The organism is Vibrio sp. LaRot3, from assembly GCF_027587025.1.
In the GTDB taxonomy this organism is placed as follows: Bacteria; Pseudomonadota; Gammaproteobacteria; order Enterobacterales; family Vibrionaceae; genus Vibrio.
Genome location: NZ_JAPPTI010000001.1, coordinates 1,098,189 through 1,121,958, shown reverse-complemented (window position 1 = coordinate 1,121,958; position 23,770 = coordinate 1,098,189). Strand labels below are relative to the sequence as shown.

Below are 23,770 nucleotides of genomic sequence, written 5' to 3'. Positions count from 1 at the left end.
TATCAATGATCCGCGAGCACGGGTAAGATTCGACAAAGCTTATCGAGCGTCTCTTGATATTCAGCATCACACTGACTGTCAGCCACTAAGCCGCCACCAGCCCAAACATGCAATTGTTGTTGCTCCGCTACTAGCGTGCGAATGGTAATGCTGGTGTCCATTCTGCCATGGCGGCTAATGTAACCAATGCTGCCGCAATAGGCGTTGCGACGATGTGGCTCAAGCTCTTCTATGATTTCCATTGCTCGCACCTTTGGCGCGCCAGTTATCGACCCTCCGGGAAAGCTTGCGCGTAAAAGATCTACCGGACGATACTGCTCATCTAAAGTCGCAGTAATGGTACTCACTAAGTGATGCACTGCGGGAAAACTCTCAATATCAAACAGCTTTGGCACGGCGACGGAGCCCGGCTTAGCAACCCGTCCGACATCATTACGTAGCAAATCGACAATCATTAGGTTTTCAGCTTGATCTTTCTCTGCGTTGGCCAGCTCGTTGGCAGAGGCTAAATCTTCTGCTTGGTCCTCAAAACGAGGGCGAGTCCCTTTAATTGGTTTTGTTTCAATCTCGCTTTGGTTAACTTGCAAGAAACGCTCGGGGGAGACACTGAGAATCGCACCATGTGGAGTGCGAATAAAAGCGGAGAATGGTGCTTGGTTAAAGCGTTCGAGCTTATTGTAAGCAGTCCATTCACTACCTGTGTATTCTGCGGTAAAACGCTGGGCTAAGTTGATTTGATAGCAGTCACCAGATAACAAATATTGCTGCACTTGATTAAACTTGGTTTGGTATTCTGCTTTGGTCATGTTTGATGCCCAATCGCACACCAGCGAGAACTCTTGATGAGTCGTCGTGGCTTGATTGGTAAGCCATTGCCAATGCTCTTCTACGTCTACACCGACAACAAATGCTTGTTGCAGTTTATGGTCAACTACCACAGCCCACGAGTAAATGCCGACCATCATATCGGCACTTAATAAGTCATGTTTTGCCACACTTGGCATATGCTCAACACGGCGGCCAAGATCGTAAGCGAAGTACCCCAACGCGCCGCCAATGAATGGCAATTCACCTTGGTAATCGAGATCTGCAAGGTAGGTTTGCTGCACTTGTTCAATCAAAGTGAAAGGGTCATCGCTTGATTGGTAATTCTCTTGCTCACTACGAACGGTCGTCTTATCACCTTGGGTAATGAGAGTTGCTACAGGTTTGGCGACTAAAATGTCAAAGCGACTATCAACGTGTTGCTCGGATGCAGAGCGTAACAACATGGCCCAATCTTGCTGCTCAATTGGGGTAAAAAGCTCAAGGGCGAGGTGGTTGGTGTAGTTAATCTGCTTGATTTGCAAGCAATTTGGCTGACTGTTGTTCATTTGTTTAATTTGTGACAAAGAGATCGTTCGCTTCATGGCGTGTTGAGGAAAGCAAGAGTATCATATCCCTATCAACCCCCGCTACACCGAGATTTGGCTGATAATCGCAGTGACGCATTATCTAAAGCAAACGATTACCGCGGGAGACACGGAAGCAAAAAAGAGGCAAGTAATGACAGTAATTCGCAAGCAAGATGTGATCAGCAGTGTTGCTGACGCACTTCAATACATTTCTTACTATCACCCGCTTGATTTTGTTCAAGCGCTGGAGAAAGCCCATCAACGTGAAGCTAGCCAAGCCGCAAAAGATGCGATTGCGCAGATTCTGATCAACTCTCGCATGTCCGCCGAAGGGCACCGACCAATCTGCCAAGATACTGGAATCGTAACCTGTTTTGTTAATGTTGGTATGGCGGTGCAATGGGATGATACCGACATGACCATTCAACAGATGGTCGATGAAGGTGTGCGCCAAGCTTACACTAACCCAGATAACCCACTGCGCGCTTCGGTGTTAATGGATCCTGCGGGTAAACGCGCTAACACCAAAGACAATACGCCAGCGGTAGTTCACATCAACATGGTTCCGGGTGATAAAGTTGAAATTCAAATCGCGGCCAAAGGCGGCGGTAGTGAAAACAAAACCAAAATGGTGATGCTAAACCCTTCAGACGATATTGCTGAGTGGGTTGAAAAAACGGTACCACTGATGGGCGCAGGTTGGTGTCCACCGGGTATGTTAGGTATTGGTATTGGTGGTACCGCTGAAAAAGCAGCAGTACTGGCTAAAGAGTCGCTCATGGAGCACATTGATATTCATGAGTTGATCGAGCGTGGTCCACAAAACGCAGAAGAAGAGTTACGTTTAGATATCTTTAATCGAGTGAATAAGTTGGGTATTGGCGCGCAAGGTCTTGGCGGTTTGACCACTGTGGTTGATGTTAAGATCAAATCGGCACCGACTCACGCGGCATCAAAACCTGTGTGCATGATCCCAAACTGTGCGGCGACTCGTCATGTGCACTTCACTCTTGATGGCAGCGGCCCTGCTGAGCTTACTCCTCCTATACTGGAAGATTGGCCAGACATTACTTGGGAAGCCGGTGAGAGTACGCGTCGCGTCAATCTTAATACCGTGACAGCGGAAGAAGCTCAAGAGTGGAAGACAGGCGAAACATTGCTTCTATCGGGTAAAATCCTTACTGGTCGTGATGCCGCGCATAAACGTATTCAAGGCATGCTTGAATCGGGTGAAGGTTTACCAGAAGGCGTCGATCTTAAAGGCAAGTTTATTTACTACGTTGGTCCAGTGGACGCGGTTGGCGATGAAGTGGTTGGCCCTGCAGGTCCAACAACCTCGACGCGTATGGATAAGTTTACCGACATGATGTTAGAGCAAACCGGTATCATGGGAATGATTGGTAAAGCGGAACGTGGCCCTGCGACGGTTGAATCTATTAAGAATCATAAAGCGGTTTACCTGATGGCAGTAGGTGGCGCGGCATACTTAGTAGCGAAAGCGATTAAGAAAGCACGCGTGGTTGCATTTGAAGACTTAGGTATGGAAGCAATCTACGAGTTTGACGTAGAAGATATGCCAGTGACAGTGGCAGTGGACTCTCGCGGTGCGAACGCCCACCAGATTGGCCCAGATACTTGGAAAGTGAAGATCCAAGAGATGGAAACCGAGTAACCTGTGACAAGGTATTGAAATATTTACCTCGTAATTGACAAAAGTGCAGCAAAAGCTGCACTTTTTATCTATATACTGATTATAAAGGTTTTTATTGGGAGGGCGTAATGCCTAAGTTCATTCAATTTCTTCAAATTCTCATCGTCGCTGTGGTTGGCTTTTTTGTCGGTTACGATTTGATTCTGCACGGCATCAGCATTTTTAATCAAAAGTACGTGGTCATCAGCTGTTCACTATTGTTGTTACTTGAGATTGCATTGTTTGTTATCTACAAACTGATTGAAGATGATTAAGCCATTTTAACTAACTAGAACTCAAAGCCCGCAATCACTTGCGGGCTTTTTGTTTTCTCGTCACTTAATCAGTGTTGGGTCAAACACAGTGGAGCGGTTGCGGCCGGTTTCTTTTGAGAGATACAGCGCCTTATCGGCGTGTTCTAACCAAGTCAAATGGCTAACCTGATAGGCTGAGATTTCGCATATCCCTAAGCTAACGGTGTATTTTACCGAGCATCCTTCATATTCAACCACTGAGCTTTCAATTCGCTTACGTAGCCTCTCGGCAAAATAGAGCGCTTGGTTGGCACATGTGCCAGGTAAAATGACCGTGTATTCTTCACCACCATAACGGCCACTGATGTCTGAGGCGCGAGAGGCTTTTTTCAACTCTTGTGCGGCTTTACGTATCACTTCATCACCGACGGTATGGCCATAGTTGTCGTTAATTTTTTTAAAGTGGTCGATGTCAAAAATGACCACCGAAGAGACGATACCCGAGACTTGGCACTTCTCAAATTCATGCAGTAAGCAGCTTTCCCAGTAACGACGATTGAACAATTGGGTCAGGCCATCGGTACGGCTTAAGTCAGAAAGTTTTTGGTTAGAGTTCAATAAATGCAGTTTATTGCGCGCTATGTCAGTCACGTCGTTAATCATGATGCTGACATGGGTCACTTCTCCGTTCACCGAGGTCAAAGGCGTAAAATTAATGTTCTGATGCATTAATTCCATGCCGTTAGAGAGCGGGCTAAAGTATTTAAACTTAAACAGGTATGGGCGGTCTTCCCAGCATGAGAAACTGCGGCTTTTAAGTGCAAACACACTATCGATTTTGCGGCGCAGCCATTTTTCAGGTAGGTCGCTCACGCATTCAAATAGGGATTTCCCGACGATTTTATCCGCGCGGATACCACTGTATGCCTGCATAAAGGAGTTCCATGCGCATACGTTGAACTCTCTATCGATAACGATTAATCCAGCATCGAGTTCACTAAGGATCTGCATGGCCCAATGCAAGTCGGCAATTTCGTTGGCGTTCATATTAACGTCTCCAAAATAGAGGCAATGACCTTGAGAGATTCGCCATCCATCAAAAAGATGGCATCGCAGGCGATATCAAGGTCTTTACTTTGGAACACGAACTCGATGGTAAAGATGTCTTGCTCGTAATTGGCTAAAAACTGGCTACTGCTTAAAGAGCCTTGCAGTAATTCTTTCTCGAGTACGATGGGTGGTCGAAGCGAGACTGCAATGTCCAATTGACGACTAAATGAGACCAAAAAGGAGGAAACAACAAGGTTAGAGAGGTCTAAGATAATTTCGTTAATTGAGCTTTGGGAGTCGTCGACGATTTTATTGGGTAAATCGGATAAGCCGTCACCATGAATACAAACTAAGGCTTCACCGCTAATGCCATTACCGACAAACCGCTGGCTAATAGCACGATAATTTGAGTTGCTGATGATGTCTTGCATGGTCATACGTAATTCAGACTGATGCAAGGATGCGACGTTGGGCAGCGGCATTTCAATAAAGCGCCCAAGTTGTTCAGAGATCAGCGCCGCACTGGTGCCCAGTGCCACGTTACTCATTTCTTGGATATAACCGATGGTATCGATTGATTTAGAGGTTTGTGGCTGAGGTTTTGGCATTTTAGCCGATGGCACGAGGTACTGGTCTAGAATCACCGCTAGCTCCATGGGGGCAAACGGTTTATCTAAAAAAGCTTTGGCGCCTAAGCTCATGCAGCGTTGTTTTGCTTCACTTTGAATGTCAGCTGATACCACAATAATATGAGTGGGATGGGTGCTGACAGGCAGGGCTGCCATGGTCTCGAACCCATCTAATACTGGCATGGTGAGGTCGAGAAACATCAAATCTACCGGGTGTGCTTTGAGGAGTTCTAATGCTTCTTGGCCATTTTCTGCTTGATAAATGGTAATATTTGAAGATAAATCAATATGCTTAATGATTGATTTTCTTGCGATCTTGGAGTCATCACAGACAACGATATTCATTGAACTAACATACTTATGGTCGTGGGTACAAAAGCATGCTCGTAATCCCTGTTGCAGCAGTTATACGCTGCCCATTACGTTAACAACGTAGTCTTTCTTAATCATCGGAAATTTACGGCATAATGAAATATGAATGAAGGTGCGGCTAGCTATTCATTTTGGATTAAGGTTACTGAGGTTATTATTCATACCAAAGGGCTAAGACGATTAATTTAGACCGTAATCACTTTAATAATACGAGATATTGAATGAACAGAATTAAACAAGAAGTGAATGATTTCATCCATCGTAGTATGGACTCTCACGTGCGCATTGCAGTGACGGGGCTTTCTCGTGCCGGTAAAACCGCTTTCATTACTTCACTGGTTAATCAGTTACTTCATACTTCGACTCATCATCAGTTGCCACTACTTGCAGCAGCACGGGATAAACGCATTATTGGCGCGAAGCGTGAACCGCAAACCAACATGATGGTGCCGCGCTTCGCATACGATGAGGCGATGGCTGAGCTTCAATCTGATGTTCCAGCATGGCCTAAACCGACCCGAGACGTGAGCGAGATTCGCTTAGCGATAAAATATAAGCCAACCAAGAAAACCAAGAAGTTACTGGGTAGCAATGCCACGCTCCACCTAGACATTATTGATTATCCGGGGGAGTGGCTACTCGACCTTCCTTTGCTTGATATGGACTTCGCTCAGTGGTCAGAAAGCCAGTTTGCTGCGATGAAAGGCCAGAGAGCTGAGTTAGGCAAAGAGTGGTTAGCGCAATTAAACACATTAGATCTACATGCTGAAGCTGACGAGAAACAGCTGCAAAACTTGGCAGAATCGTACACGCAGTATCTCCATGCGTGCAAAGATTCAGGCCTACACTGGGTACAACCGGGGCGATTTGTGTTGCCGGGAGAGCTTGCTGGTGCGCCAGTGCTGCAATTTTTCCCGTGTCGATTTGATAGTGAGCAAAAGCCGCAATCAAACAGCAACTTGGCATTGCTAAAAGCGCGTTATCAGGAGTACCAACAGAAAGTCGTGAAGGCGTTTTATAAGCATCATTTCTCAACGTTTGATCGCCAAATTGTGCTGGTGGATTGCCTACAGCCATTAAATGCGGGTCATGAGTCATTTCACGACATGCGTTCAGCACTCGAGCAAATTATGCACAGTTTCCGTTATGGTCGAACTGGGATGCTCAGCCGTCTGTTCTCACCAAAAATCGATAAGATTTTATTTGCCGCGACCAAAGCGGACCACGTGACGCCTGATCAACACACCAATTTGGTGTCATTGCTTCAGCAAATGGTGCATCCAGCATGGCAAACGGCGTCGTTTGAGCATATCGATATGAGCTGTATTAGCATGGCTTCCATTCAAGCGACTAAACCGGGCTTCATTGCTCAAAATGGTGAGTCGCAACCCGCGTTGCAGGGCACTACGTTAGCTGAACAAGCGATGACGGTTTTCCCGGGTGAAGTGCCTAAAAAGCTACCACAAGCAAATTACTGGCAACAAAGTGGATTCGAGTTTACCGCCTTTAGGCCATTGCAAAGTGATGTGGATGATCCTTTGCCGCATATTCGAATGGATAAAGCGTTGGAATACTTAATTGGAGACAAGCTGAAATGAGTCAATACAAACAAAAACAAGTCTTCACTCAAGATTTAGATAATGATGAAAGCGTTCAAGTAGAGTTAACGGCGCAAAAGCAGTTCGAACAACAAGACAAATTTGTTCCTGCTGAAATTGAAGTAGAGCAAGAGCCCGAAGCGGAACAACAATTGGAACAGATTATTCGCCCGAGCAAAGGCCGTAAATGGTTCGGCGCAGGACTACTACTGAGTTTTTCCGGTTTAGTGGCATGGCAGGCGGTTGATACCGTCATTACTGCGATACAAAGTGCAGACTGGTTATCACTGGGTTGGGCAGGGTTCATCTCTGTTCTTGCTGGCCTTGGCTTAAGCGCCATCGGTAAAGAGTTATGGAAACTGAAAACGTTACGCCATCACTTTAGTGTCCAAGAGCAAAGTGAAGCGCTACTGACCAGTGATAGTGTCGGTCAAGGTAAGGCATTTTGTCAGTCGTTAGCAAAGCAGGGGGGTATCAAAGCTGAGTTGCCAAGCTACGACAGATGGTTAAATGCAGTGAACGAATCCCATAGTGATGCTGAAGTATTGGATATGTACGATGCTATGGTGGTTGCGGAGCAAGATAAGCTCGCGACCAAAATCGTATCACAACATGCTACTGAGTCAGCGGCCTTAGTGGCGATTAGCCCGCTAGCGGTGGCTGATATGTTGCTGGTGGCTTGGCGAAATTTCAAAATGATCGATAACTTGGCGCAGGTCTATGGCATTGAACTTGGCTATTGGTCACGTTTGAAACTGTTTAAAGCCACGCTCATTAATATGGCGGCAGCAGGAGCAAGTGAGTTGGCTATTGATGCCAGCATGGATTTGATGTCGATGGATCTGGCGGGCAAGGTTTCTGCAAGAGCAGGACAAGGCCTAGGGGTAGGTATTTTGACTGCTCGCCTAGGCTTAAAAGCCATGTCTCTATTGCGCCCTATGCCTTGGCATAACGACCGAAAAGTTAAGCTATCGGCGATTCGTAAGCAAATCGTCGCGAAAGTCGCGGCAATAAGCATCAAATAGCACGAATGTGAAGCAAGTAATATCGCTTTGCTTGACGAGGATCTAGGCTTAGGGGAAACTACTGTCAACTTTTTCTGACACCTTAATCTTGGAGCATTTCAGTGCGTTTAGAAGTTTTTTGCGAAGATCGACTCGGCTTAACCCGCGAGTTGCTCGATATACTTGCTTCAAAAAGTATTGATTTACGTGGTATTGAAATCGATGTCTCGGGCATCATTTATCTAAACTGTCCCGATATTGATTTCGATACCTTCAGCGAACTAATGGCAGAGATTCGCCGCATCGCTGGTGTAAAGGACGTGCGTAAAATCCAGTTTATGCCAATGGAAAGGCATAACACTGAACTGCTTTCTTTATTGAACAACCTTCCAGAACCCGTATTGGCGATTGACCTCAAGGGCAACGTTGATATGGCCAACCACGCAGCCCTTAGCCTGTTTAGTCGCGAAGAGCAGGACGTGATCTCTTATCCAGTCAGTCAATTGATCTCAAGCTTCAATTTTGCTCAATGGGTAGAGGGCAACATCACTCGTCAGCGTGAAGAAATCGTCATTAATGGCCTTGATTACGTGATGGAAATCATGCCGGTTTACATCACTACAGAATCGAATGAGTCGATTTTGGCCAGCACGGTAATGATCATTCGCTCGACGCAAGAAAAGAGCTTAGCGGCCGACTCGCTTCCAGTGCACAACAATTTGGGTTTCGAACATTTTGTTGGTGTATCTAATCGCCATAAAGCACTGATTAGCCAAGCTAAAAAACTATCTGGTTTGGAGCAGCCTCTGCTTATTCAGGGGGAAACGGGCACGGGTAAAGAAATGTTGGCGCGTGCGTGTCATAGCCGTTCAAGCAGAGCGAGTGCCCCTTTCCTTGTGTTAAGTTGCGCCTCTATGCCTGACGACGTCGCAGAGACAGAACTATTTGGTCATGCGCCGGGTTCATTTAACCATCAAGAAGGTCATAAAGGCATTTTCGAACAAGCGAATGGCGGTACTGTCTTCCTTGATGAAATTGGTGAAATGAGCGCCCATTTGCAAATCAAACTGTTGCGTTTATTGCAAGATGGTACTTTCCGCCGTGTGGGTGAAGAGCACGAAGTGAAAGTGGACGTGCGCGTGATTGCGTCAACCCGACATAATTTGGCTGATCTTGCCGAGTCAGGTAGCTTCCGAGAAGACCTGTTCTATCGATTAAACGTGCTTACTTTGAACATTCCATCTTTGCGTGACCGTGCCAATGACATTGCGCCGCTACTGGATTTGTTTGTTAGTAAATACATCAATCAGCTTGGTATTGCGAAGCCGCGCCTGAACGTTGACCTGATTGATCAGCTGTCATCGTACAACTGGCCGGGCAATATGCGTCAGTTAGAAAATATGGTACTGCGCGCGCTCACTGAGTTAGAAAGCGATACACTAACCATTGATTTGTTCCACTTACCTCAAGTTGAAACGTCAGTCGGTGGTGGCGTAAGCCTAAATCTAGATGGCTCTTTGGACGAGATAATGAAAGAGTATGAATCTCAAGTCTTGGAGCGTCTTTATCAAAACTTCCCATCAAGCCGTAAGTTGGCTAAGCGCTTAAACGTCTCACATACTTCAGTAGCAAATAAGCTACGAGAATACGGAATTCGTAAAGTTTGATGTCTAAAGTCAGTACCCCACAGCAAATGTATGAAGTGGATGGTGACATCATAGTACGCACTGCTGAGGCAACGGATGCGTCGATGATATGCGCTTACTTCATTGAGAACCGCCGTCACTTACAACAGTGGGAGCCTAAACGTGAACCTGAGTTTTTTAGTCAAGCAGGTTGGGCTCAACGACTCATAAAGCTCAGTGAGCTGCACAAGATGGGGCTGGGTTTCTATCTTTTAGTTCTAGATAGAGAGTCGGGCGATATGCTTGGAACTATCTCATTTAGTAATCTGGCTCGTTTTCCATTTCATGCGTGTAATGTCGGCTATTCACTTGCCAAAACCGCTCAAGGCCGAGGTGTAATGACTCGTGCGCTGACGCTGGCGACTCAATATATGTTTAGCATTCAAAACATGCATAGAATCATGGCCAGCTATATGCCCCATAATCAGCGCAGTGAAGCGGTACTAAAGCGTTTAGGTTTTAAAGAAGAAGGCTTTGCAAAAGATTACTTACTTATCAATGGACAATGGCAAGACCATAAACTGACGTCATTGGTTAACCCTAACTGGAAAGCGGCAAGTTAACGATGGAAAGATTGGAAAAGCAGCTCAACTTGTTAATGGAATTAGATAAGCTGAAATCGGTTTTGCGCAGAACTCGCGTGAAAAGTGCGGAAAAACGTTTAGAAAATAGTGCTGAACACAGCTGGCATGTGGCGTTGATGGCTATTCTTATGGAAGAACATGCCAATGAACCCGTCGATATTGCCCGTGTGGTTAAAATGCTTCTGTTGCATGATATTGTTGAAATCGATGCAGGCGATACCTTTGTGTATGACCAAGTGGCTTCAGAGCAGCAAGAAGAGAAAGAACTGGCGGCAGCACAACGCTTATTTGGTTTGTTACCCGAATCTCAAGGTGACGAGCTAATGGCTATCTGGCTTGAGTTTGAACAGGCTCAAACCGCAGACGCAAGATTTGCTAAAGCATTGGATAGAATTATTCCAATGCTTCTTAATTATCATAATGACGGTCAAAGTTGGCGAGAGCACCAAGTCACTAAGCAACAAGCGTTGACCGTTAATCAGAAAATAGAACTTGGCTCGACCGTGTTATGGGATAAAGCCAAACAAATGATACAAGATGCCAGCGAAAAGGGCTGGCTAAAGTCGTAATCGAGGAACTTTGATGTCGTACTTACCTTTGGAACAATACCAAAGAAAATGGATTTTCACGCACCAATCGATGCCTATACCAGAGCAAGATCTTGCGGCGATCAAGCCGATGGATCAAGCAAGGGCGGCTCAGTTATGGAAAGAAAATATCAGTGCTCAAAGTCCTGATGCAGATCGTTTAAGCAGCAGCGATTGGCCTAGTAACGATAATAATTGGCAGAACAGCGTTGATTGGATGGCTGCTTGGGAAAATGACGAGCAAGGCTTACCGGAAGAAGTGTTGCAACATATGGATTGGCAAGATGACGTAACTGTATATTTTTGCTACGAAAAATATAACGTCATTGAAACCAAGTGGATCATATTTAAAAAGCATTGGAAAAACTTCCTGTTTTACGATGATGGCCCAATTCTGATTGGTCGCCGTCGTAACGAAGCACTTTGGTTTGATTCAGAAGGCCAAGTTAAGTTAGGCAAGCGTAATTAAGCCACTTACCATCGAGTAAAAATTAGAGCGGCGAATGGATAAAAAAGATCCATTCGCCGTTTTTTATGGGCAAATGATCAAAAAACGGATCTTAATTGTTTTTGTAAATCAATGATATTTTGTGTGATTTTTGTCCCATAACTTAAACTAAAATATGCACGATCTGTCTCATTTGTTATCATATTTTCTTAGTTATCGCATACGGTATGTAAGCGAAATATACGTTTAATGGATTGTTAGTAGGAAAGTGCTGTGGAATCGTTGTTAGTACAATTAAAGAAAGATTTTTATACGCATATCAGTTCGTTACAAGCGTATACTTTGCCGCAAACTAAGCCAACTCTTACGGTTTTGACTGATGAAGAGTTGAGAGAGCTAGAGCACGTTTGGGTTGAACTTTCAGTATGGCAACGCCAACAAGCGCACTAATCGCGTTTTAACGATTTAAAAATTTTTGCCGCCCCAGCTTATGAAAATAGGCTGGGGCGGCGTCGTTTCTGAGCAAAAATATGAGTTTAGGTGCCCATAGACAAAATTTAACTTTAATTGTTATATTATAACAAATGTGATCTAACCATTGAATTCTGAGGTAATAGTCCTCATAGTTAGTCACGAAAGGCGTTTTAGATGAATGCGATAACAAGAAACGAGATTCAAGTGAGTATAAATATGGCGGAAGTACGAGCCAGAGTAGATTTTAAAGTCGGCCTCAACAGCAGCATCGACGCAGAAATTCTTTCTTTTAAAGGCCTAAATACAGACAAAGAACACGTAGCGGTCATCTTTAAACAGGCAGACCAAACCGATGCAGTGCCGTTGGTTCGTATGCATTCTGAATGTTTGACCGGTGATGTTTTCCATTCCTCTCGTTGTGATTGCGGTGAACAGTTAGATGAGACCATCAACAAGATGGGCGACGCGGGCGGCATTATTCTTTATTTGCGCCAAGAAGGTCGTGGTATCGGTTTGTACAACAAGATAGATGCGTACAAACTACAAAGCCAAGGCATGAACACTTATGAAGCCAATAACCACTTAGGTTTTGGTGATGATTTGCGAGACTTTACTGAAGCTGCGCAAATGCTGCTTGCGTTGGGTGTAACTAAGATCAAACTCGTTACAAACAACCCGAAGAAAGTCAGAGAACTCAAAGAGCATGGTATTGAGATTGTTGAAGTTGTTAATACCCTTGCTCATGTTAAAGAGGGTAACGAGAGTTACCTGCAAGCCAAGAAGTCTCACGGTAAGCATCATTTAAAAGTGTAGTTGTCACTTCTCTAGCACGATAAAAACCTCATTTTTATGAGGTTTTTTTGTATTCTTCTTGAAAATAAATTGTAAATAAGTATTATCCCCTCCAGAAAGTGCAAATGATAATAATTAGCACTCAATAACAAGAAAGTGATATACAGCTCAACAAGGACTTTTTCAATGAAGGTAAAATCAGTCTTAGCGCGTTCAATCGCGACTTCTCTAGTACTCGCAAGTAGCACAGTATTTGCAGCAGATGTAACGAAGGAGCAGGTAGTAGAACACTATGCTGACCTTGCTCATGCCGTATTTGCTGATGCATTGACGACCGCCAACACTCTAGACCAATCAATCGAATCTTTTCTTGCTGCACCATCAGCAGCAAAGCTAGAACAAGTAAAGCAAGCATGGCTTGATTCACGTGTACCGTACCAACAGTCTGAAGTTTTCCGTTTTGGTAACGTGATCGTTGATGATTGGGAAGGCCAACTTAACGCATGGCCGTTAGATGAAGGTCTTATCGACTACGTAGCATCCGATTACCAATATGAGTTGGGTAACGAAGGTGCAACAGCGAACATCGTGGCAAATAAAGAGCTAATGATTGGTTCAACAAAGTTAGATGTTGCGAAAATCACCCCAGAACTGATTGCTGATCTTAATGAAGTTGGTGGTTCTGAAGCGAACGTAGCCTCTGGTTACCACGCGATTGAATTCCTACTTTGGGGTCAAGATCTAAACGGCACTAATGCAGGTGCCGGTGAGCGTGCTTACACAGATTTTGTTGTTGGTGCTGAGTGTACTAACGGTAACTGTGATCGTCGTGGTGAATACCTACGCGCAGCGGCAGATCTTCTAATTCAAGATCTAGAGTGGATGGAGAAACAGTGGTCAGCGTCTGAAAAAGGCAACTACCGTGAAGAGCTAGTCAATGGTTCGGCGGAAAATGGTCTACGCAAAATGCTATTTGGTATGGGTTCACTTTCTCTAGGCGAGCTAGCGGGTGAGCGTATGAAGGTAGCTCTAGAAGCGAACTCTACTGAAGATGAGCACGATTGTTTCTCAGATAACACGCACAACTCTCATTACTACAATGAGCAAGGCATCTATAACGTCTACACTGGTACATACGACAAAGCAGACGGTACTAAACTAGAAGGCCCAAGTATTTATGACTTGGTAGCAAGTAAAGACCAAAAAGCCGCAGACGAGATTCAAAAGCAATTTGATAATACTCGCGCCCAAGTTGGTGAGCTAGTGACTGCCGCTGAGAAAAACAACCAGTTCTTTGACCAGCTAATCGCAGCAGGTAATGAGCAAGGTAATGCGCTTGTGAACAAGACAATCATGTCACTTGTTGCTCAGACTGCTTCTATCGAGCGCGCTGCGGGTGTTATCGGTATCGATAGCCTAAACCCAGATACGGCCGATCACGAGTTTTAATGCGATTTAACGTAGTGCTCTAACTGTATCTCGAATCAATAGAGATGGTTAGGTATAGAAAGGGCTCTTATGAGCCCTTTTTGTTTTTAATCACCCGAACAAAATTAACTATTACTCATAGGGTGATGATGTCAAAGAGATCACTGGAATGAAGTTGTACATGAATTTCTTTTTCGCCTTGAATAGGCGCTTATCTATTTTACTGGTCGCTGGGCTATGTTCATTGCCTAGTGCTGCAAACGAGGTTAAATCTGGCGGTAATACTTCGGTTAAAAAAGAAGGTGCAAACGCATTTTCATTGCCTGCCCGAAACTTACCAATGAGTAAGCAACTCGATTTTAGCGTCGGTAACAGTTTTTTCCGTAACCCTTGGGTGCAAGCCCCAGCATCAACCGATGCGCGCGACGGTCTAGGCCCACTATTTAATACTAATGGCTGCCAAAACTGTCACATTAAAGATGGTCGTGGCCATCCCCCAGAAAAAGGCGATCTACACGCCGTGTCTATGTTAGTGCGTTTAAGTATTCCTGCGATGACGCCAGAGCAAAAGAAAGCTTTTATCAAAGATGGTGTCATTCCTGAGCCAACTTACGGTGATCAGTTACAAGACTTTGCGCTGCAAGACAAAAAGCCGGAAGGCAAAATCAATATTTCTTATAGTGATGTACCTGTAACGTTTGCTGATGGAACAGTCGTTACTCTTCGTAAACCGAATTTGACCATTACGCATCTTGGCTATGGAGCGATGCACCCTGACACCATGATGTCTGCCCGTGTCGCGCCGCCGATGATTGGTTTAGGCTTGTTAGAGAGCATTCCCGATGAAACGCTGCTAGGGTGGGCGGACGAAGAGGATGCGAATGGCGATGGCATCTCAGGCAAAACCAACAAAGTGTGGGATATTGAGAAGAAAGGTTTCTCAATTGGTCGCTTTGGTTGGAAAGCGGGTCAGCCGAGCTTAATGCAGCAAAATGCCGCAGCATTTAATGGCGATGTCGGCTTAACTAGCAATCTATTCCCAGTTGAAAACTGTACAGAGAAGCAGACCATCTGTCAGGAGATGCCACACGGCGGTAAACCAGAAGTCAGTGACAATATTTTAGACTTCGTTGAGTTCTACTCTCAACACTTAGCTGTGCCAACTCGTCGCAACGTCAATGATCCTCAGGTGATAGCGGGTCAAAAGCTGTTTAAAAACATTGGTTGCGACAGCTGCCATAAAACAGAGGTGAAAACTGGCCATCGAGAGGGTTTGCCTGCGATTTCTAATCAGCTTATTCATCCTTATACTGATTTACTGTTGCATGATATGGGCGAAGGGTTGGCGGATAACCGACCTGAGTACTTAGCAACAGGAACGGAGTGGAAAACACCGCCGTTGTGGGGACTTGGCTATACCCAAGAAGTGAACGGCCATACCTTCTTATTACATGATGGCCGCGCGCGTAATGTGATGGAAGCGGTACTGTGGCACGGTGGGGAAGCAGAACCTGCAAAGCAAAAAGTGCTAAAGCTTAATAAACAAGAACGTGAAGCGCTGGTTGCCTTCCTAAACTCGTTATAAGGATTAGAGATGAAACTACAGTCACTCTCGATATTGGTGTTAGCGGTGCTTACCGGTTGCCAATCTACATCTCAAGCTCTCCATGCTGATCAATCTAGCCACATCAGTCAGGCGGTTTACTTTGTTGAGTTTGACGCCGCACAAAAGTTTGATGCCCAAGCGGCTAAACTCAAGCAGAGTCTAATAGGGTTTTGTGCAGAAAGTACTGACATTCAAACGGTACAGGCTCAGTGGCATTCAACCATGGAGTCTTGGATGGCGCTACAAGGGCAAGAGCGAGGTCCACAAGCGGCACTCGCCCAAAGTTGGAATGTACAATTTTGGCCAGATAAAAAGAACACCACTGGTCGCAAGATGTCAGCGTTGATCAAACAAGATAAACAATGGCAGACGAGTGAAATAGCGAAACAGAGCGTGACAGTTCAAGGCCTAGGTTCGATTGAATGGCTGCTTTATGACAAGCAATCGGATATTGCGACCAATCAAGCGACTTGCCACACAGGCGTTGCGATCAGCCAAAACTTAGCCAATAACGCCAAAACCATTGCGAGTAGTTGGCAACAGAATCCATGGTTAGAGCTAGACCAAAAGGGTTGGGATTCTGAGTATATAGCGCTGTTATCTAATCAGCTTGATTACAGTATGAAAAAACTCAGCCGTCCACTCGCTAAAGTCGGTAAGCCGCGTCCATATTTTGCTGAGTCTTGGCGATCGAAAACATCCATGTCTAATTTAAAAGCCAATATCGCCGCCATGCAGTCGTTGTATTTGGCGAACGGTCAAGGTTTGGATAATCTTCTGCGATCACGAGGAAAACAACAGCTCGCTGACAGTATTGTTCATCAGTTTAATTACACCTTAGAAACTTGGCCAATAGAGACAAGTTTGTTTGATTTACTCCAGACAAAGCAGGGGTATCAAACCGTTTTAGCGCAATACAATAAACTAGAGCAGCTTAACTACCTCATTCATGAAGAGGTCGCGATAGAGCTAGGTGTGGTTATAGGATTCAATGCAACCGATGGTGACTGATAAAACGAGAAGAACGCTGCTTAAGGCTGCGTTATTTGGCTCTGCGACGCCATTTTTACCTTTTGGTTGCGCATCGACTTCGGTGTCTGGCAATGAAGCTCTAATTGGCTGTGCTATCAAAGGCAGAGAGCAGTTTTCTGTCGTCGTCGCTGATCAATTCGGTATGCCTATAAGGCAGTTACCTTTACCTGCTCGCGGGCATGGCATTGCAACCAGCACTAAAAAAAGACATGCCGTTGCATTTGCTCGTCGGCCAGGTGAGTTCTTCATGGTGTTTGACTATCAAACAGGAGAGCTCGTTTCCCTTCATAAAGCAGACTATAATCGCCATTATTACGGGCATGGCGTGTACTCGCTAGATCAGTCGCTGCTGTTTGCTACCGAAGGAGAGAGAGGCTCAAGCAGGGGTATCATCGGCGTATATGATGTTGAACACGGCTATAAAAAAGTGGCCGAATTTACCGGTTTTGGCCTTGGACCACATGAAGTCATCATCATGCCTGATAGCACCTTAGCGATTGGCGTTGGGGGTGTGCATACCAATGGTCGTCAGCCTCTAAACTTGGATGTGATGCAGCCAAGCCTGAGTTATGTTAACCAAAACGGGGAATTGGTTGAGCAAGTGTCGTTACCTGATCATCATCTTAGTATTCGTCATTTAGCCCATGATGGCAGTAAAACTGTACTTTGTGGCCAACAGTATCGCGGTGAGCCGGATGAGTATCCGGCGCTACTGGCGATGCATACTGCAGGTGGTGAAATGCAGTTCCTTGAAGCCGAACCAGAACAGTGGGCGAGGTTCAATCATTATATTGCCAGTATTGCCGCGACTGAAGATTGGATCCTTGCGACTTCGCCGCGAGGCAGTTGCTATGGCATTTGGTCTAAGAGGACTATGCAATTAATGGAACTAGCACCACTTCCTGATGCTTCGGGAGTTGTCGTGCAAGATAAAGCGTTTAGAGTAAGCTCAGGAGCTGGTGGCGTTATCACTCAGTATAATCCTGACAAAAAGTCTCAAATCAACTCAGGAATTCAGTGGGATAATCATTGGACGGCAATTATATAATTATCTATTTGTCAGTAACTTACTGTCACCATGATTATTAAGTGATTGATATTTCATTCTCAAAAACAAGTCATATAATTGTTCAAAAAATCTGCCATACTTTAACTAGCAATTGACAGAAAGTGAAAGTAGAGATGTTAAGGAACAACGTAGTACTTTTAGTGCTCATCCTAATGCCCATGCCTTCATGGGCATTATCGTATTTTGAGCAAATTGGTTGGGTCAATGACCAAAGCCAAGTCCCTTCGATGATGCAATACACCGATGTGGTTGAAAGCATTTACCGAAATAATGGTGAACATCTAGTTTGGTTCGATCTACAGCAAAGTAGCCAACTAGAATTTCAGCTTGAAGTGATTCAAGCCGCGAATTTTAGCCCGTTGTTTTCCCGTAAGCTGAACCACCTTAGATATCTACGCAAAAGTAACCGTTGGTATGAATATGATTTGTTAGCCACGGATACGATGCTGGCTTACATGGTTTATGCCGAGCAAGCAAAACACAAAGGGATGGAATGGTTCTTTGAATCTAAACTGACGCAACCGCTGCCACCAGCGAGTGACGAAATCATTCTCGCTTTACGCGCGTCAATTGAAAGTCAGCAATTAGGCGCTTTGATTGATGCTTATACACCGGACGGGGATGGGTACAACGCGTTAATTCAAGCTTATTTGCATTTAGTGAAATTGCATGAAGAGCCGTTGCCTGCTTACCATCAGCACGAACGCGTGCTGCGAACAGGTGATTTACTCCCTAACCGAGAAGCATTACTTAGTCGCCTCGCTGTCCTCGACATTAACATAGAGAATGTTGATCGTAACGTAGCGTATTATGACGCCACGTTAGAGCCGGCTATCAAATCGTTTCAACGTATGCATGGCCTAAATCCAGATGGTGTCATTGGTCCTAAAACGGTGAAATGGCTCAATCGTTCGATTAAAGAGCGCTACACAACATTAGCGTTGAATGCAGAGCGCGCTCGAATGTGGCCAGAGCAGCGAGACACCATCATTCTGGTTAATGTACCAAGATTTGAGATGACCTACTGGCATGATGGCGAAACTGTATTTGAATCGAGAGTGGTTGTCGGACGAGAAGCTCGCAAAACGCCAGTGATGACGACTAATTTAGATTCAATTGTGCTTAATCCCACGTGGAATATCCCGTGGAAAATCATGGTAGAGGATATTATCCCGAAAATTAAGCAAGACGCCGCCTATTTGCAACAGAAGAACATCGCCATTATCCCAAAATGGGGATCCGATGAAGTCATTGATCCGGCTGAAATTGATTGGCAACACTTAAACCCAGAAGCCTTTCCTTATCGCATGCGTCAAATGTCCGGAAACTACAATGCGCTAGGCTTATACAAGTTCAATACGCCGAATCGACGTGCCATCTATTTGCATGATACTCCAAGCAAGTCTCTCTTTAACAAAGAAAGCCGAGCCTTTAGCTCTGGGTGTATTCGGGTAAAACACGCCGACAAGTTTGCCACCTTATTGATGGAGAATCAGGGCTTAGACATTGAACGTATTGCTCAAGCAGAAGGGGAGCCAAATAAAGCGATTCCGCTGCGCCGTCGCATTCCCGTGCATATTATCTATCAGACTGCATGGTCAGAAGGTGGCGTTGTTCAATATCGTGACGATGTATACAGTTTCGACCGCTAAGAGCGGCAATGAAGCGGCAAAGATGATCTTGACCTAAATTTTGCATAAAGATTATTTAAGAAAAATTATCAATTAGTTCAATAATTAACCGTGAATGACAAAATTTAGACGCATAGTTAGCACGGTTTATGCATTTGCACTTATCACAAGAGTTATGTAGTGTCCTCGACGACACAGTGTAGAAATAGATTTGTGAAGGTGTTTTATAGTGCAAGTTACGCGTAGAAATTTTGTTAAGTTGGCAGGAAGTGGTTTAGTTGTCGCAAGTTGTGCTCCGAGCGTAGCATTGGCATCTTACCCAGATCTTTCTCGTTCGCTAGCGTTAAATAATATTCATACTGGTGAAGCATTAGAAACGCGTTACTACGATGGTCAAGATTACCTGAGAAGCGAGCTGTTTCGTTTAGATCACTTGTGTCGTGATTTTAGAAGAGAAGAAGTACACCCTATGGATAAGCACCTGTTTGATCAGATTGCTCTTATCCAATCTCAATTAGGTGTGAGCTCTGAAGTGCAAATCATCTCTGGTTATCGCTCTCCGGCAACTAACGAGGCATTACGTGCCAAATCGAACGGTGTTGCAAAGAAAAGCTATCACATGCTGGGTCGAGCGATTGATTTTCGTTTAGAAGGCGTATCACTAAAACGCGTGCGCGATGTTGCCCGTGAAATCAGCGCTGGTGGCGTTGGTTATTATCCAAGCAGTAACTTTATTCACATTGATACCGGACCTGTTCGCTACTGGTCTTAACACACCACCATAACTAATTGATTAACGACGCGGCTATTGCCGCGTTGTTTTTTATGGCCATTCTTGAGCTTGGTTCTCTATCGTGTCATAGTTCTGCCAGATTCGACTTTTATATGGAAAGGTTTCGTTATGTCTCTTAAGTACCAAGTGGTGCCAGTCACTTCGTTTTCTCAAAACTGCTCAATCGTGTGGTGTGATGAAACCATGAAGGGCATTGTGATTGACCCAGGCGGCGATGAAAAACAACTCGCGATGTTGATTAAAGAGCTTGGCGTTGAGGTTGAAAGTATCGTTCTTACTCATGGTCATTTAGACCATGTTGGCGGAACTGAGCCTTTAGCCGCGGCGCTAGGTAATACGCCAATTATCGGCCCTCATAAAGACGATAACTTTTGGTTACAAGGACTAGAAGGCCAAAGCCAAATGTTTGGTTTCCCGTTAACCACTCCGTTTGAACCGACACAATGGCTAAATGAGGGTGATAAAGTGACATTCGGCAATGTGAGTATGGATGTTTATCATACGCCGGGTCATACACCAGGCCATGTTGTTCTTTACTCGGAAGAAGCTAAGCTAGCGTTTGTTGGTGATGTTTTGTTTAACGGCAGTGTTGGCCGTACAGACTTTCCAAAGGGCGACTTTAATACTTTGATTGATTCGATCAAAACCAAACTGTGGCCGTTAGGCAACGAAGTTCGCTTTGTTCCAGGGCATGGTCCGGAATCCACCTTTGGACGAGAACGTACGTCTAACCCTTTTGTGGCTGATGAAATGCCACTGTATTAAATACTTAAAGGCCGCAATCGCGGCCTTTAATTTACCTGCCTTATTTCATTAGGTTTGATTGGCAGCTAAATAGCGCCGGACAAGGCCAACAAACTCTTCCGCAGACCTATCTAAATCGCTGGTGGAAATAAACACGTCGTAGTCGAAGAAATTACGTTGGTAGTGCATTCTATTGGCGAGCATCGCTTGTAAACCGGTATACACCGTACCATTCTCACTAGTATAGGGATGAGAATCTAGCACCAGATCTTCGAATTTAGCTACGTTGCTGTTTTGCTGTGTACCGAGGTAGAGCAAAGCCCTTTGCCCAAGTAAAACCTCGGTGGCTACTCTTGGGCATATTGCGTCTAAGTAGGGTGAGTAGCTTTTCAATTTGATGCCAATCCATGGCAGTGATTGATACCAACCTTGCTGCTGGCATTGGCAAATTCCCACTTTACTTATGTTGCTCCACTGAACCACCCAACCTCCTTTAGATAAATGTTGCTGAAAATGGCTAGAGGTGAGGGTGTAGCGCACGGTACTTTTCAGGATCAGCCCGTAAGCGAAAATAGAAAGTATCAATAAAAGCAGCAAGCCAATTAAGAACTGGCGAACATCGTTGGCAAAGTATGCCATCATCCCCATACAAGCCATAACCAAAATTAACGCCCAGCGAAAATGTCGAGCGCGAGAAAACAAGCGATGGTTGATGAGATGAAGTGTGGGCATAATTTAAGCCTAATCAAACAAACCTATGGTTATATATTCAGTATAGGTAAAAACGATCATAAGCATTATTGATTAAATTCTAGACTTACACGACATGTTCGGGTGTTTTTGTCCCAGAATCACGTTGTTACCCTATAAAAGGGGGCAATTTTTTGGTATAAATCGCGCTTCAAATTTTCACCACTGCTCCGTATGCAGTGAAATGGAGAAACACTCGATGAGACTTGCTCATAAGCGCAAAGTGCAGCTGAAACTGCAAAAGCACATTAAAGCGACAGTTGCGAACATCCAAGCAACTAAAAAAGCTAAGCCTGTAGTTGAGAAAAAGGTCGCTGTAGCACCAGCTGCGGAGAAAGTTGTTGTAGCTAAGAAAGCTGACGTAGCTCTTACGCCTAAACAGCAACAAGTACTAGACATTGTTGTTAGCAATGCTGAGGGTATCAACCCTAAAGGTATCGGCCTAGCCGCTGGCCAAGAAGAAGCAAAAGCAGCTTCTTGGGCGACTGGCGCACTTAAGAAACTACTAGAAGAAAATCTAGTAGCGAAAGAGCAGCTATCAGGTAACAAAGTTATCTATAAAGCTCTTTAATTCGTTAGCCATACGATTGCAAAAAAGCCTCGACACTGTCGAGGCTTTTTTGTGTCTGTAGGGTTGGTTTACAAAAATTAAAACGCAACATCACATTTATTCAAATAACTGCAAACTTTATTTGGTTTTTCTACGTGCGTATTTATTCGTCATATAGATTGCACGCTCTAAATAAAAACATATTTTAAATCAGTTGTATAAGTCCATTATTGGTTTATGTACTACGTATAACTACGTATATGTACGTATAACTTCAAAATTCATCTGTTAATTTCCTGCGTGTTCACGCCGATTTTTTATTGCTCTTTGATGATTCATGCTGTCAATGAAACAGGATGTCTCTACAAAGAACCTTATAAGAAAGGACGTAAACATGAGTCTTATAAAACAAACCATTAAACGTGTAATGAAAGGAACCGCAGTCGCGGCAACGCTAGCGATGTTTGCCGTTACAGCAAACGCAGCAGATAAAGTCTACAGACTGAAACTGGCTGAAACTTGGGGACCTAACTTCCCAATCTTTGGCGACGCGACTAAGAATATGGCTAAGATGGCCGAAGAAATGTCTAATGGTCGCCTGCAAATTCGTATCGATTCTGCCAACAAACACAAAGCGCCACTGGGTGTGTTCGACATGGTGAAATCTGGTCAATACGATATGGGGCACTCCGCTTCTTACTACTGGAAAGGTAAGGTGCCAAATACGCTTTATTTCACATCAATGCCGTTTGGTATGCTGCCGACCGAGCAATACGCTTGGTTCTATTATGGTGGCGGTATGGAACTGATGGAGCAGGTGTATGAACCTCACAACTTGCTGTCATTCCCGGGTGGTAATACTGATACTCAGATGGGCGGCTGGTTCCAAAAAGAAATTAACTCAGTAGCGGATCTACAAGGTCTGAAAATGCGTATTCCAGGTTTTGCGGGTGAGATACTGGCAGAGCTGGGTGCGAAACCAACCAACATCGCACCGGGTGAGCTTTACACATCACTAGAGCGTCGAACCATCGATGCGCTAGAGTGGGTTGGTCCGTCTCTGGATTTACGAATGGGCTTTCACAAAATTGCTCCTTATTACTACACAGGCTGGCACGAGCCGGGTACAGAGCTGCAATTCTTAGTCAACAAACGTACGTGGGATCGCCTACCAGAAGATCTACAAGCCATCTTACAAGTTGCGATGAAAACAGCCGCTTACGATATGTACACCCAATCGAAACATGAAAGTGGTAAGAACTGGGCGTCTATCCAATCAGAATACCCGAATGTTCAGGTAAAAGATTTCCCTGCGGAAGTGATGACGGCATTACGTGAAGCGAATGATCGCCTTCTAAAACAACATGCAGAGAAAGATGAGTTGGCAAAAGAGATTCAAGCTTCTCAAGCTGAATATCTAGAGCAAGTTCGTCCTTGGTCAAACATTTCACACCGCGCTTACCTAAATAGCCAAGCACAATAATCTTTCTGGTAAGTGGTGACAATGTCACAAAAAGCCCAAGAAACTTAAACCAACGCGAGATTGGTTCTACAACGATGAAGCTCCGCCTTGAATATCAAGAGCGGAGCCATTTTCAAAATTCCA

General features: G+C 44.7%; 23 protein-coding genes. 19 read left to right on the top strand and 4 right to left on the bottom strand.

The features are described from left to right. Positions 1 to 2: 2 nt before the first annotated feature. The gene (gene pabB / locus OH461_RS05130) at positions 3 to 1,373 is read right to left on the bottom strand and encodes an aminodeoxychorismate synthase component I (RefSeq protein ID WP_270019868.1); all 1,371 of its coding nucleotides are present in this window, start codon (positions 1,371 to 1,373) and stop codon (positions 3 to 5) included. Positions 1,374 to 1,545: 172 nt separating this feature from the next. On the opposite strand from pabB, the gene OH461_RS05125 reads away from it, so the two are divergent. Both OH461_RS05125 and OH461_RS05120 read left to right on the top strand, forming a co-directional pair. Continuing rightward, on the top strand, positions 1,546 to 3,066 hold the full coding sequence (locus tag OH461_RS05125) for a fumarate hydratase (protein WP_270019534.1): 1,521 nt from the start codon (positions 1,546 to 1,548) through the stop codon (positions 3,064 to 3,066). Between the two features lie 107 nt (positions 3,067 to 3,173). After that, positions 3,174 to 3,359, top strand: a complete 186-nt coding sequence (locus OH461_RS05120; protein ID WP_270019533.1) for a hypothetical protein — start codon at positions 3,174 to 3,176, stop codon at positions 3,357 to 3,359. 60 nt (positions 3,360 to 3,419) lie between these two features. Here the strand turns inward: OH461_RS05120 and OH461_RS05115 are convergent, their stop codons facing one another. Then, a complete protein-coding gene (locus OH461_RS05115) occupies positions 3,420 to 4,385 on the bottom strand; it encodes a sensor domain-containing diguanylate cyclase (protein ID WP_270019532.1) in 966 nt (321 codons plus the stop codon). Beyond that, the gene (locus OH461_RS05110) at positions 4,382 to 5,362 is read right to left on the bottom strand and encodes a response regulator (RefSeq protein ID WP_270019531.1); all 981 of its coding nucleotides are present in this window, start codon (positions 5,360 to 5,362) and stop codon (positions 4,382 to 4,384) included. Before OH461_RS05110 ends, OH461_RS05115 begins: the two co-directional genes overlap by 4 nt. 248 nt (positions 5,363 to 5,610) lie before the next feature. On the opposite strand from OH461_RS05110, the gene OH461_RS05105 reads away from it, so the two are divergent. The 15 genes from OH461_RS05105 (at position 5,611) to OH461_RS05035 (ending at position 20,885) form a co-directional block, all read left to right on the top strand. After that, complete coding sequence (locus OH461_RS05105) at positions 5,611 to 6,987, top strand: YcjX family protein (protein ID WP_270019530.1); 1,377 nt, start codon at positions 5,611 to 5,613, stop codon at positions 6,985 to 6,987. Continuing rightward, positions 6,984 to 8,012, top strand: a complete 1,029-nt coding sequence (locus OH461_RS05100) for a YcjF family protein (protein ID WP_270019529.1) — start codon at positions 6,984 to 6,986, stop codon at positions 8,010 to 8,012. The genes OH461_RS05105 and OH461_RS05100 overlap by 4 nt, the downstream gene beginning before the upstream one ends. Positions 8,013 to 8,113: 101 nt before the next feature. Beyond that, positions 8,114 to 9,658: a transcriptional regulator TyrR gene (tyrR, locus tag OH461_RS05095; protein WP_270019528.1), complete on the top strand. Its 1,545-nt coding sequence runs from the start codon at positions 8,114 to 8,116 to the stop codon at positions 9,656 to 9,658. Further along, positions 9,658 to 10,239, top strand: coding sequence for a ribosomal protein S5-alanine N-acetyltransferase (gene rimJ / locus OH461_RS05090; RefSeq protein ID WP_270019527.1), 582 nt, complete (start codon positions 9,658 to 9,660; stop codon positions 10,237 to 10,239). The genes tyrR and rimJ overlap by 1 nt, the downstream gene beginning before the upstream one ends. 2 nt (positions 10,240 to 10,241) lie before the next feature. Then, entirely contained in the window at positions 10,242 to 10,829 is a 588-nt protein-coding gene (locus OH461_RS05085) for an HD domain-containing protein (protein WP_270019526.1), read from the top strand. A 13-nt stretch (positions 10,830 to 10,842) separates the two neighbouring features. After that, positions 10,843 to 11,316, top strand: coding sequence for a DUF2947 domain-containing protein (locus OH461_RS05080; RefSeq protein WP_270019525.1), 474 nt, complete (start codon positions 10,843 to 10,845; stop codon positions 11,314 to 11,316). A 252-nt stretch (positions 11,317 to 11,568) separates the two neighbouring features. Then, entirely contained in the window at positions 11,569 to 11,745 is a 177-nt protein-coding gene (locus tag OH461_RS05075) for a hypothetical protein (protein WP_270019524.1), read from the top strand. A 198-nt stretch (positions 11,746 to 11,943) separates the two neighbouring features. After that, positions 11,944 to 12,582, top strand: a complete 639-nt coding sequence (locus OH461_RS05070; RefSeq protein WP_270019523.1) for a GTP cyclohydrolase II — start codon at positions 11,944 to 11,946, stop codon at positions 12,580 to 12,582. A 165-nt stretch (positions 12,583 to 12,747) separates the two neighbouring features. Then, positions 12,748 to 14,010 (top strand): imelysin family protein, encoded by a 1,263-nt coding sequence (locus OH461_RS05065; protein ID WP_270019522.1) that lies wholly within the window; start codon positions 12,748 to 12,750, stop codon positions 14,008 to 14,010. A gap of 148 nt (positions 14,011 to 14,158) precedes the next feature. Next, entirely contained in the window at positions 14,159 to 15,574 is a 1,416-nt protein-coding gene (locus OH461_RS05060; protein ID WP_443088438.1) for a di-heme oxidoreductase family protein, read from the top strand. A gap of 9 nt (positions 15,575 to 15,583) precedes the next feature. Continuing rightward, positions 15,584 to 16,606 carry an imelysin family protein gene (locus OH461_RS05055; protein ID WP_270019520.1) on the top strand — a complete coding sequence of 341 codons (1,023 nt, stop codon included), beginning with the start codon at positions 15,584 to 15,586 and terminating at the stop codon, positions 16,604 to 16,606. Further along, positions 16,587 to 17,675: a DUF1513 domain-containing protein gene (locus OH461_RS05050; protein ID WP_270019519.1), complete on the top strand. Its 1,089-nt coding sequence runs from the start codon at positions 16,587 to 16,589 to the stop codon at positions 17,673 to 17,675. The genes OH461_RS05055 and OH461_RS05050 overlap by 20 nt, the downstream gene beginning before the upstream one ends. Positions 17,676 to 17,809: 134 nt before the next feature. Further along, a complete protein-coding gene (locus OH461_RS05045) occupies positions 17,810 to 19,348 on the top strand; it encodes a L,D-transpeptidase family protein (RefSeq protein ID WP_270019518.1) in 1,539 nt (512 codons plus the stop codon). Positions 19,349 to 19,556: 208 nt separating this feature from the next. Then, positions 19,557 to 20,099, top strand: coding sequence for a YcbK family protein (locus OH461_RS05040; protein ID WP_270019517.1), 543 nt, complete (start codon positions 19,557 to 19,559; stop codon positions 20,097 to 20,099). A 129-nt stretch (positions 20,100 to 20,228) separates the two neighbouring features. Next, on the top strand, positions 20,229 to 20,885 hold the full coding sequence (locus OH461_RS05035; protein ID WP_270019516.1) for an MBL fold metallo-hydrolase: 657 nt from the start codon (positions 20,229 to 20,231) through the stop codon (positions 20,883 to 20,885). Between the two features lie 48 nt (positions 20,886 to 20,933). Here OH461_RS05035 and OH461_RS05030 read toward each other — a convergent pair whose 3' ends face one another. Beyond that, the gene (locus OH461_RS05030) at positions 20,934 to 21,596 is read right to left on the bottom strand and encodes a DUF2982 domain-containing protein (RefSeq protein ID WP_270019515.1); all 663 of its coding nucleotides are present in this window, start codon (positions 21,594 to 21,596) and stop codon (positions 20,934 to 20,936) included. A 217-nt stretch (positions 21,597 to 21,813) separates the two neighbouring features. Between OH461_RS05030 and OH461_RS05025 the strand changes: the two genes are divergently transcribed. Both OH461_RS05025 and OH461_RS05020 read left to right on the top strand, forming a co-directional pair. After that, positions 21,814 to 22,185: a MarR family transcriptional regulator gene (locus tag OH461_RS05025; protein ID WP_260261831.1), complete on the top strand. Its 372-nt coding sequence runs from the start codon at positions 21,814 to 21,816 to the stop codon at positions 22,183 to 22,185. 373 nt (positions 22,186 to 22,558) lie between these two features. Further along, the gene (locus tag OH461_RS05020) at positions 22,559 to 23,647 is read left to right on the top strand and encodes a TRAP transporter substrate-binding protein (RefSeq protein ID WP_270019514.1); all 1,089 of its coding nucleotides are present in this window, start codon (positions 22,559 to 22,561) and stop codon (positions 23,645 to 23,647) included. The last annotated feature ends 123 nt before the right edge of the window (positions 23,648 to 23,770 follow it).

Coding starts and splice junctions, on each gene's coding strand:
- pabB (WP_270019868.1), bottom strand. CDS start 1,373: ATGAACAACAGTCAGCCAAATTGCTTGCAAATCAAGCAGATTAACTAC.
- OH461_RS05125 (WP_270019534.1), top strand. CDS start 1,546: ATGACAGTAATTCGCAAGCAAGATGTGATCAGCAGTGTTGCTGACGCA.
- OH461_RS05120 (WP_270019533.1), top strand. CDS start 3,174: ATGCCTAAGTTCATTCAATTTCTTCAAATTCTCATCGTCGCTGTGGTT.
- OH461_RS05115 (WP_270019532.1), bottom strand. CDS start 4,385: ATGAACGCCAACGAAATTGCCGACTTGCATTGGGCCATGCAGATCCTT.
- OH461_RS05110 (WP_270019531.1), bottom strand. CDS start 5,362: ATGAATATCGTTGTCTGTGATGACTCCAAGATCGCAAGAAAATCAATC.
- OH461_RS05105 (WP_270019530.1), top strand. CDS start 5,611: ATGAACAGAATTAAACAAGAAGTGAATGATTTCATCCATCGTAGTATG.
- OH461_RS05100 (WP_270019529.1), top strand. CDS start 6,984: ATGAGTCAATACAAACAAAAACAAGTCTTCACTCAAGATTTAGATAAT.
- rimJ (WP_270019527.1), top strand. CDS start 9,658: ATGTCTAAAGTCAGTACCCCACAGCAAATGTATGAAGTGGATGGTGAC.
- OH461_RS05085 (WP_270019526.1), top strand. CDS start 10,242: ATGGAAAGATTGGAAAAGCAGCTCAACTTGTTAATGGAATTAGATAAG.
- OH461_RS05080 (WP_270019525.1), top strand. CDS start 10,843: ATGTCGTACTTACCTTTGGAACAATACCAAAGAAAATGGATTTTCACG.
- OH461_RS05070 (WP_270019523.1), top strand. CDS start 11,944: ATGAATGCGATAACAAGAAACGAGATTCAAGTGAGTATAAATATGGCG.
- OH461_RS05065 (WP_270019522.1), top strand. CDS start 12,748: ATGAAGGTAAAATCAGTCTTAGCGCGTTCAATCGCGACTTCTCTAGTA.
- OH461_RS05060 (WP_443088438.1), top strand. CDS start 14,159: ATGAAGTTGTACATGAATTTCTTTTTCGCCTTGAATAGGCGCTTATCT.
- OH461_RS05055 (WP_270019520.1), top strand. CDS start 15,584: ATGAAACTACAGTCACTCTCGATATTGGTGTTAGCGGTGCTTACCGGT.
- OH461_RS05050 (WP_270019519.1), top strand. CDS start 16,587: ATGCAACCGATGGTGACTGATAAAACGAGAAGAACGCTGCTTAAGGCT.
- OH461_RS05045 (WP_270019518.1), top strand. CDS start 17,810: ATGTTAAGGAACAACGTAGTACTTTTAGTGCTCATCCTAATGCCCATG.
- OH461_RS05035 (WP_270019516.1), top strand. CDS start 20,229: ATGTCTCTTAAGTACCAAGTGGTGCCAGTCACTTCGTTTTCTCAAAAC.
- OH461_RS05030 (WP_270019515.1), bottom strand. CDS start 21,596: ATGCCCACACTTCATCTCATCAACCATCGCTTGTTTTCTCGCGCTCGA.
- OH461_RS05025 (WP_260261831.1), top strand. CDS start 21,814: ATGAGACTTGCTCATAAGCGCAAAGTGCAGCTGAAACTGCAAAAGCAC.
- OH461_RS05020 (WP_270019514.1), top strand. CDS start 22,559: ATGAGTCTTATAAAACAAACCATTAAACGTGTAATGAAAGGAACCGCA.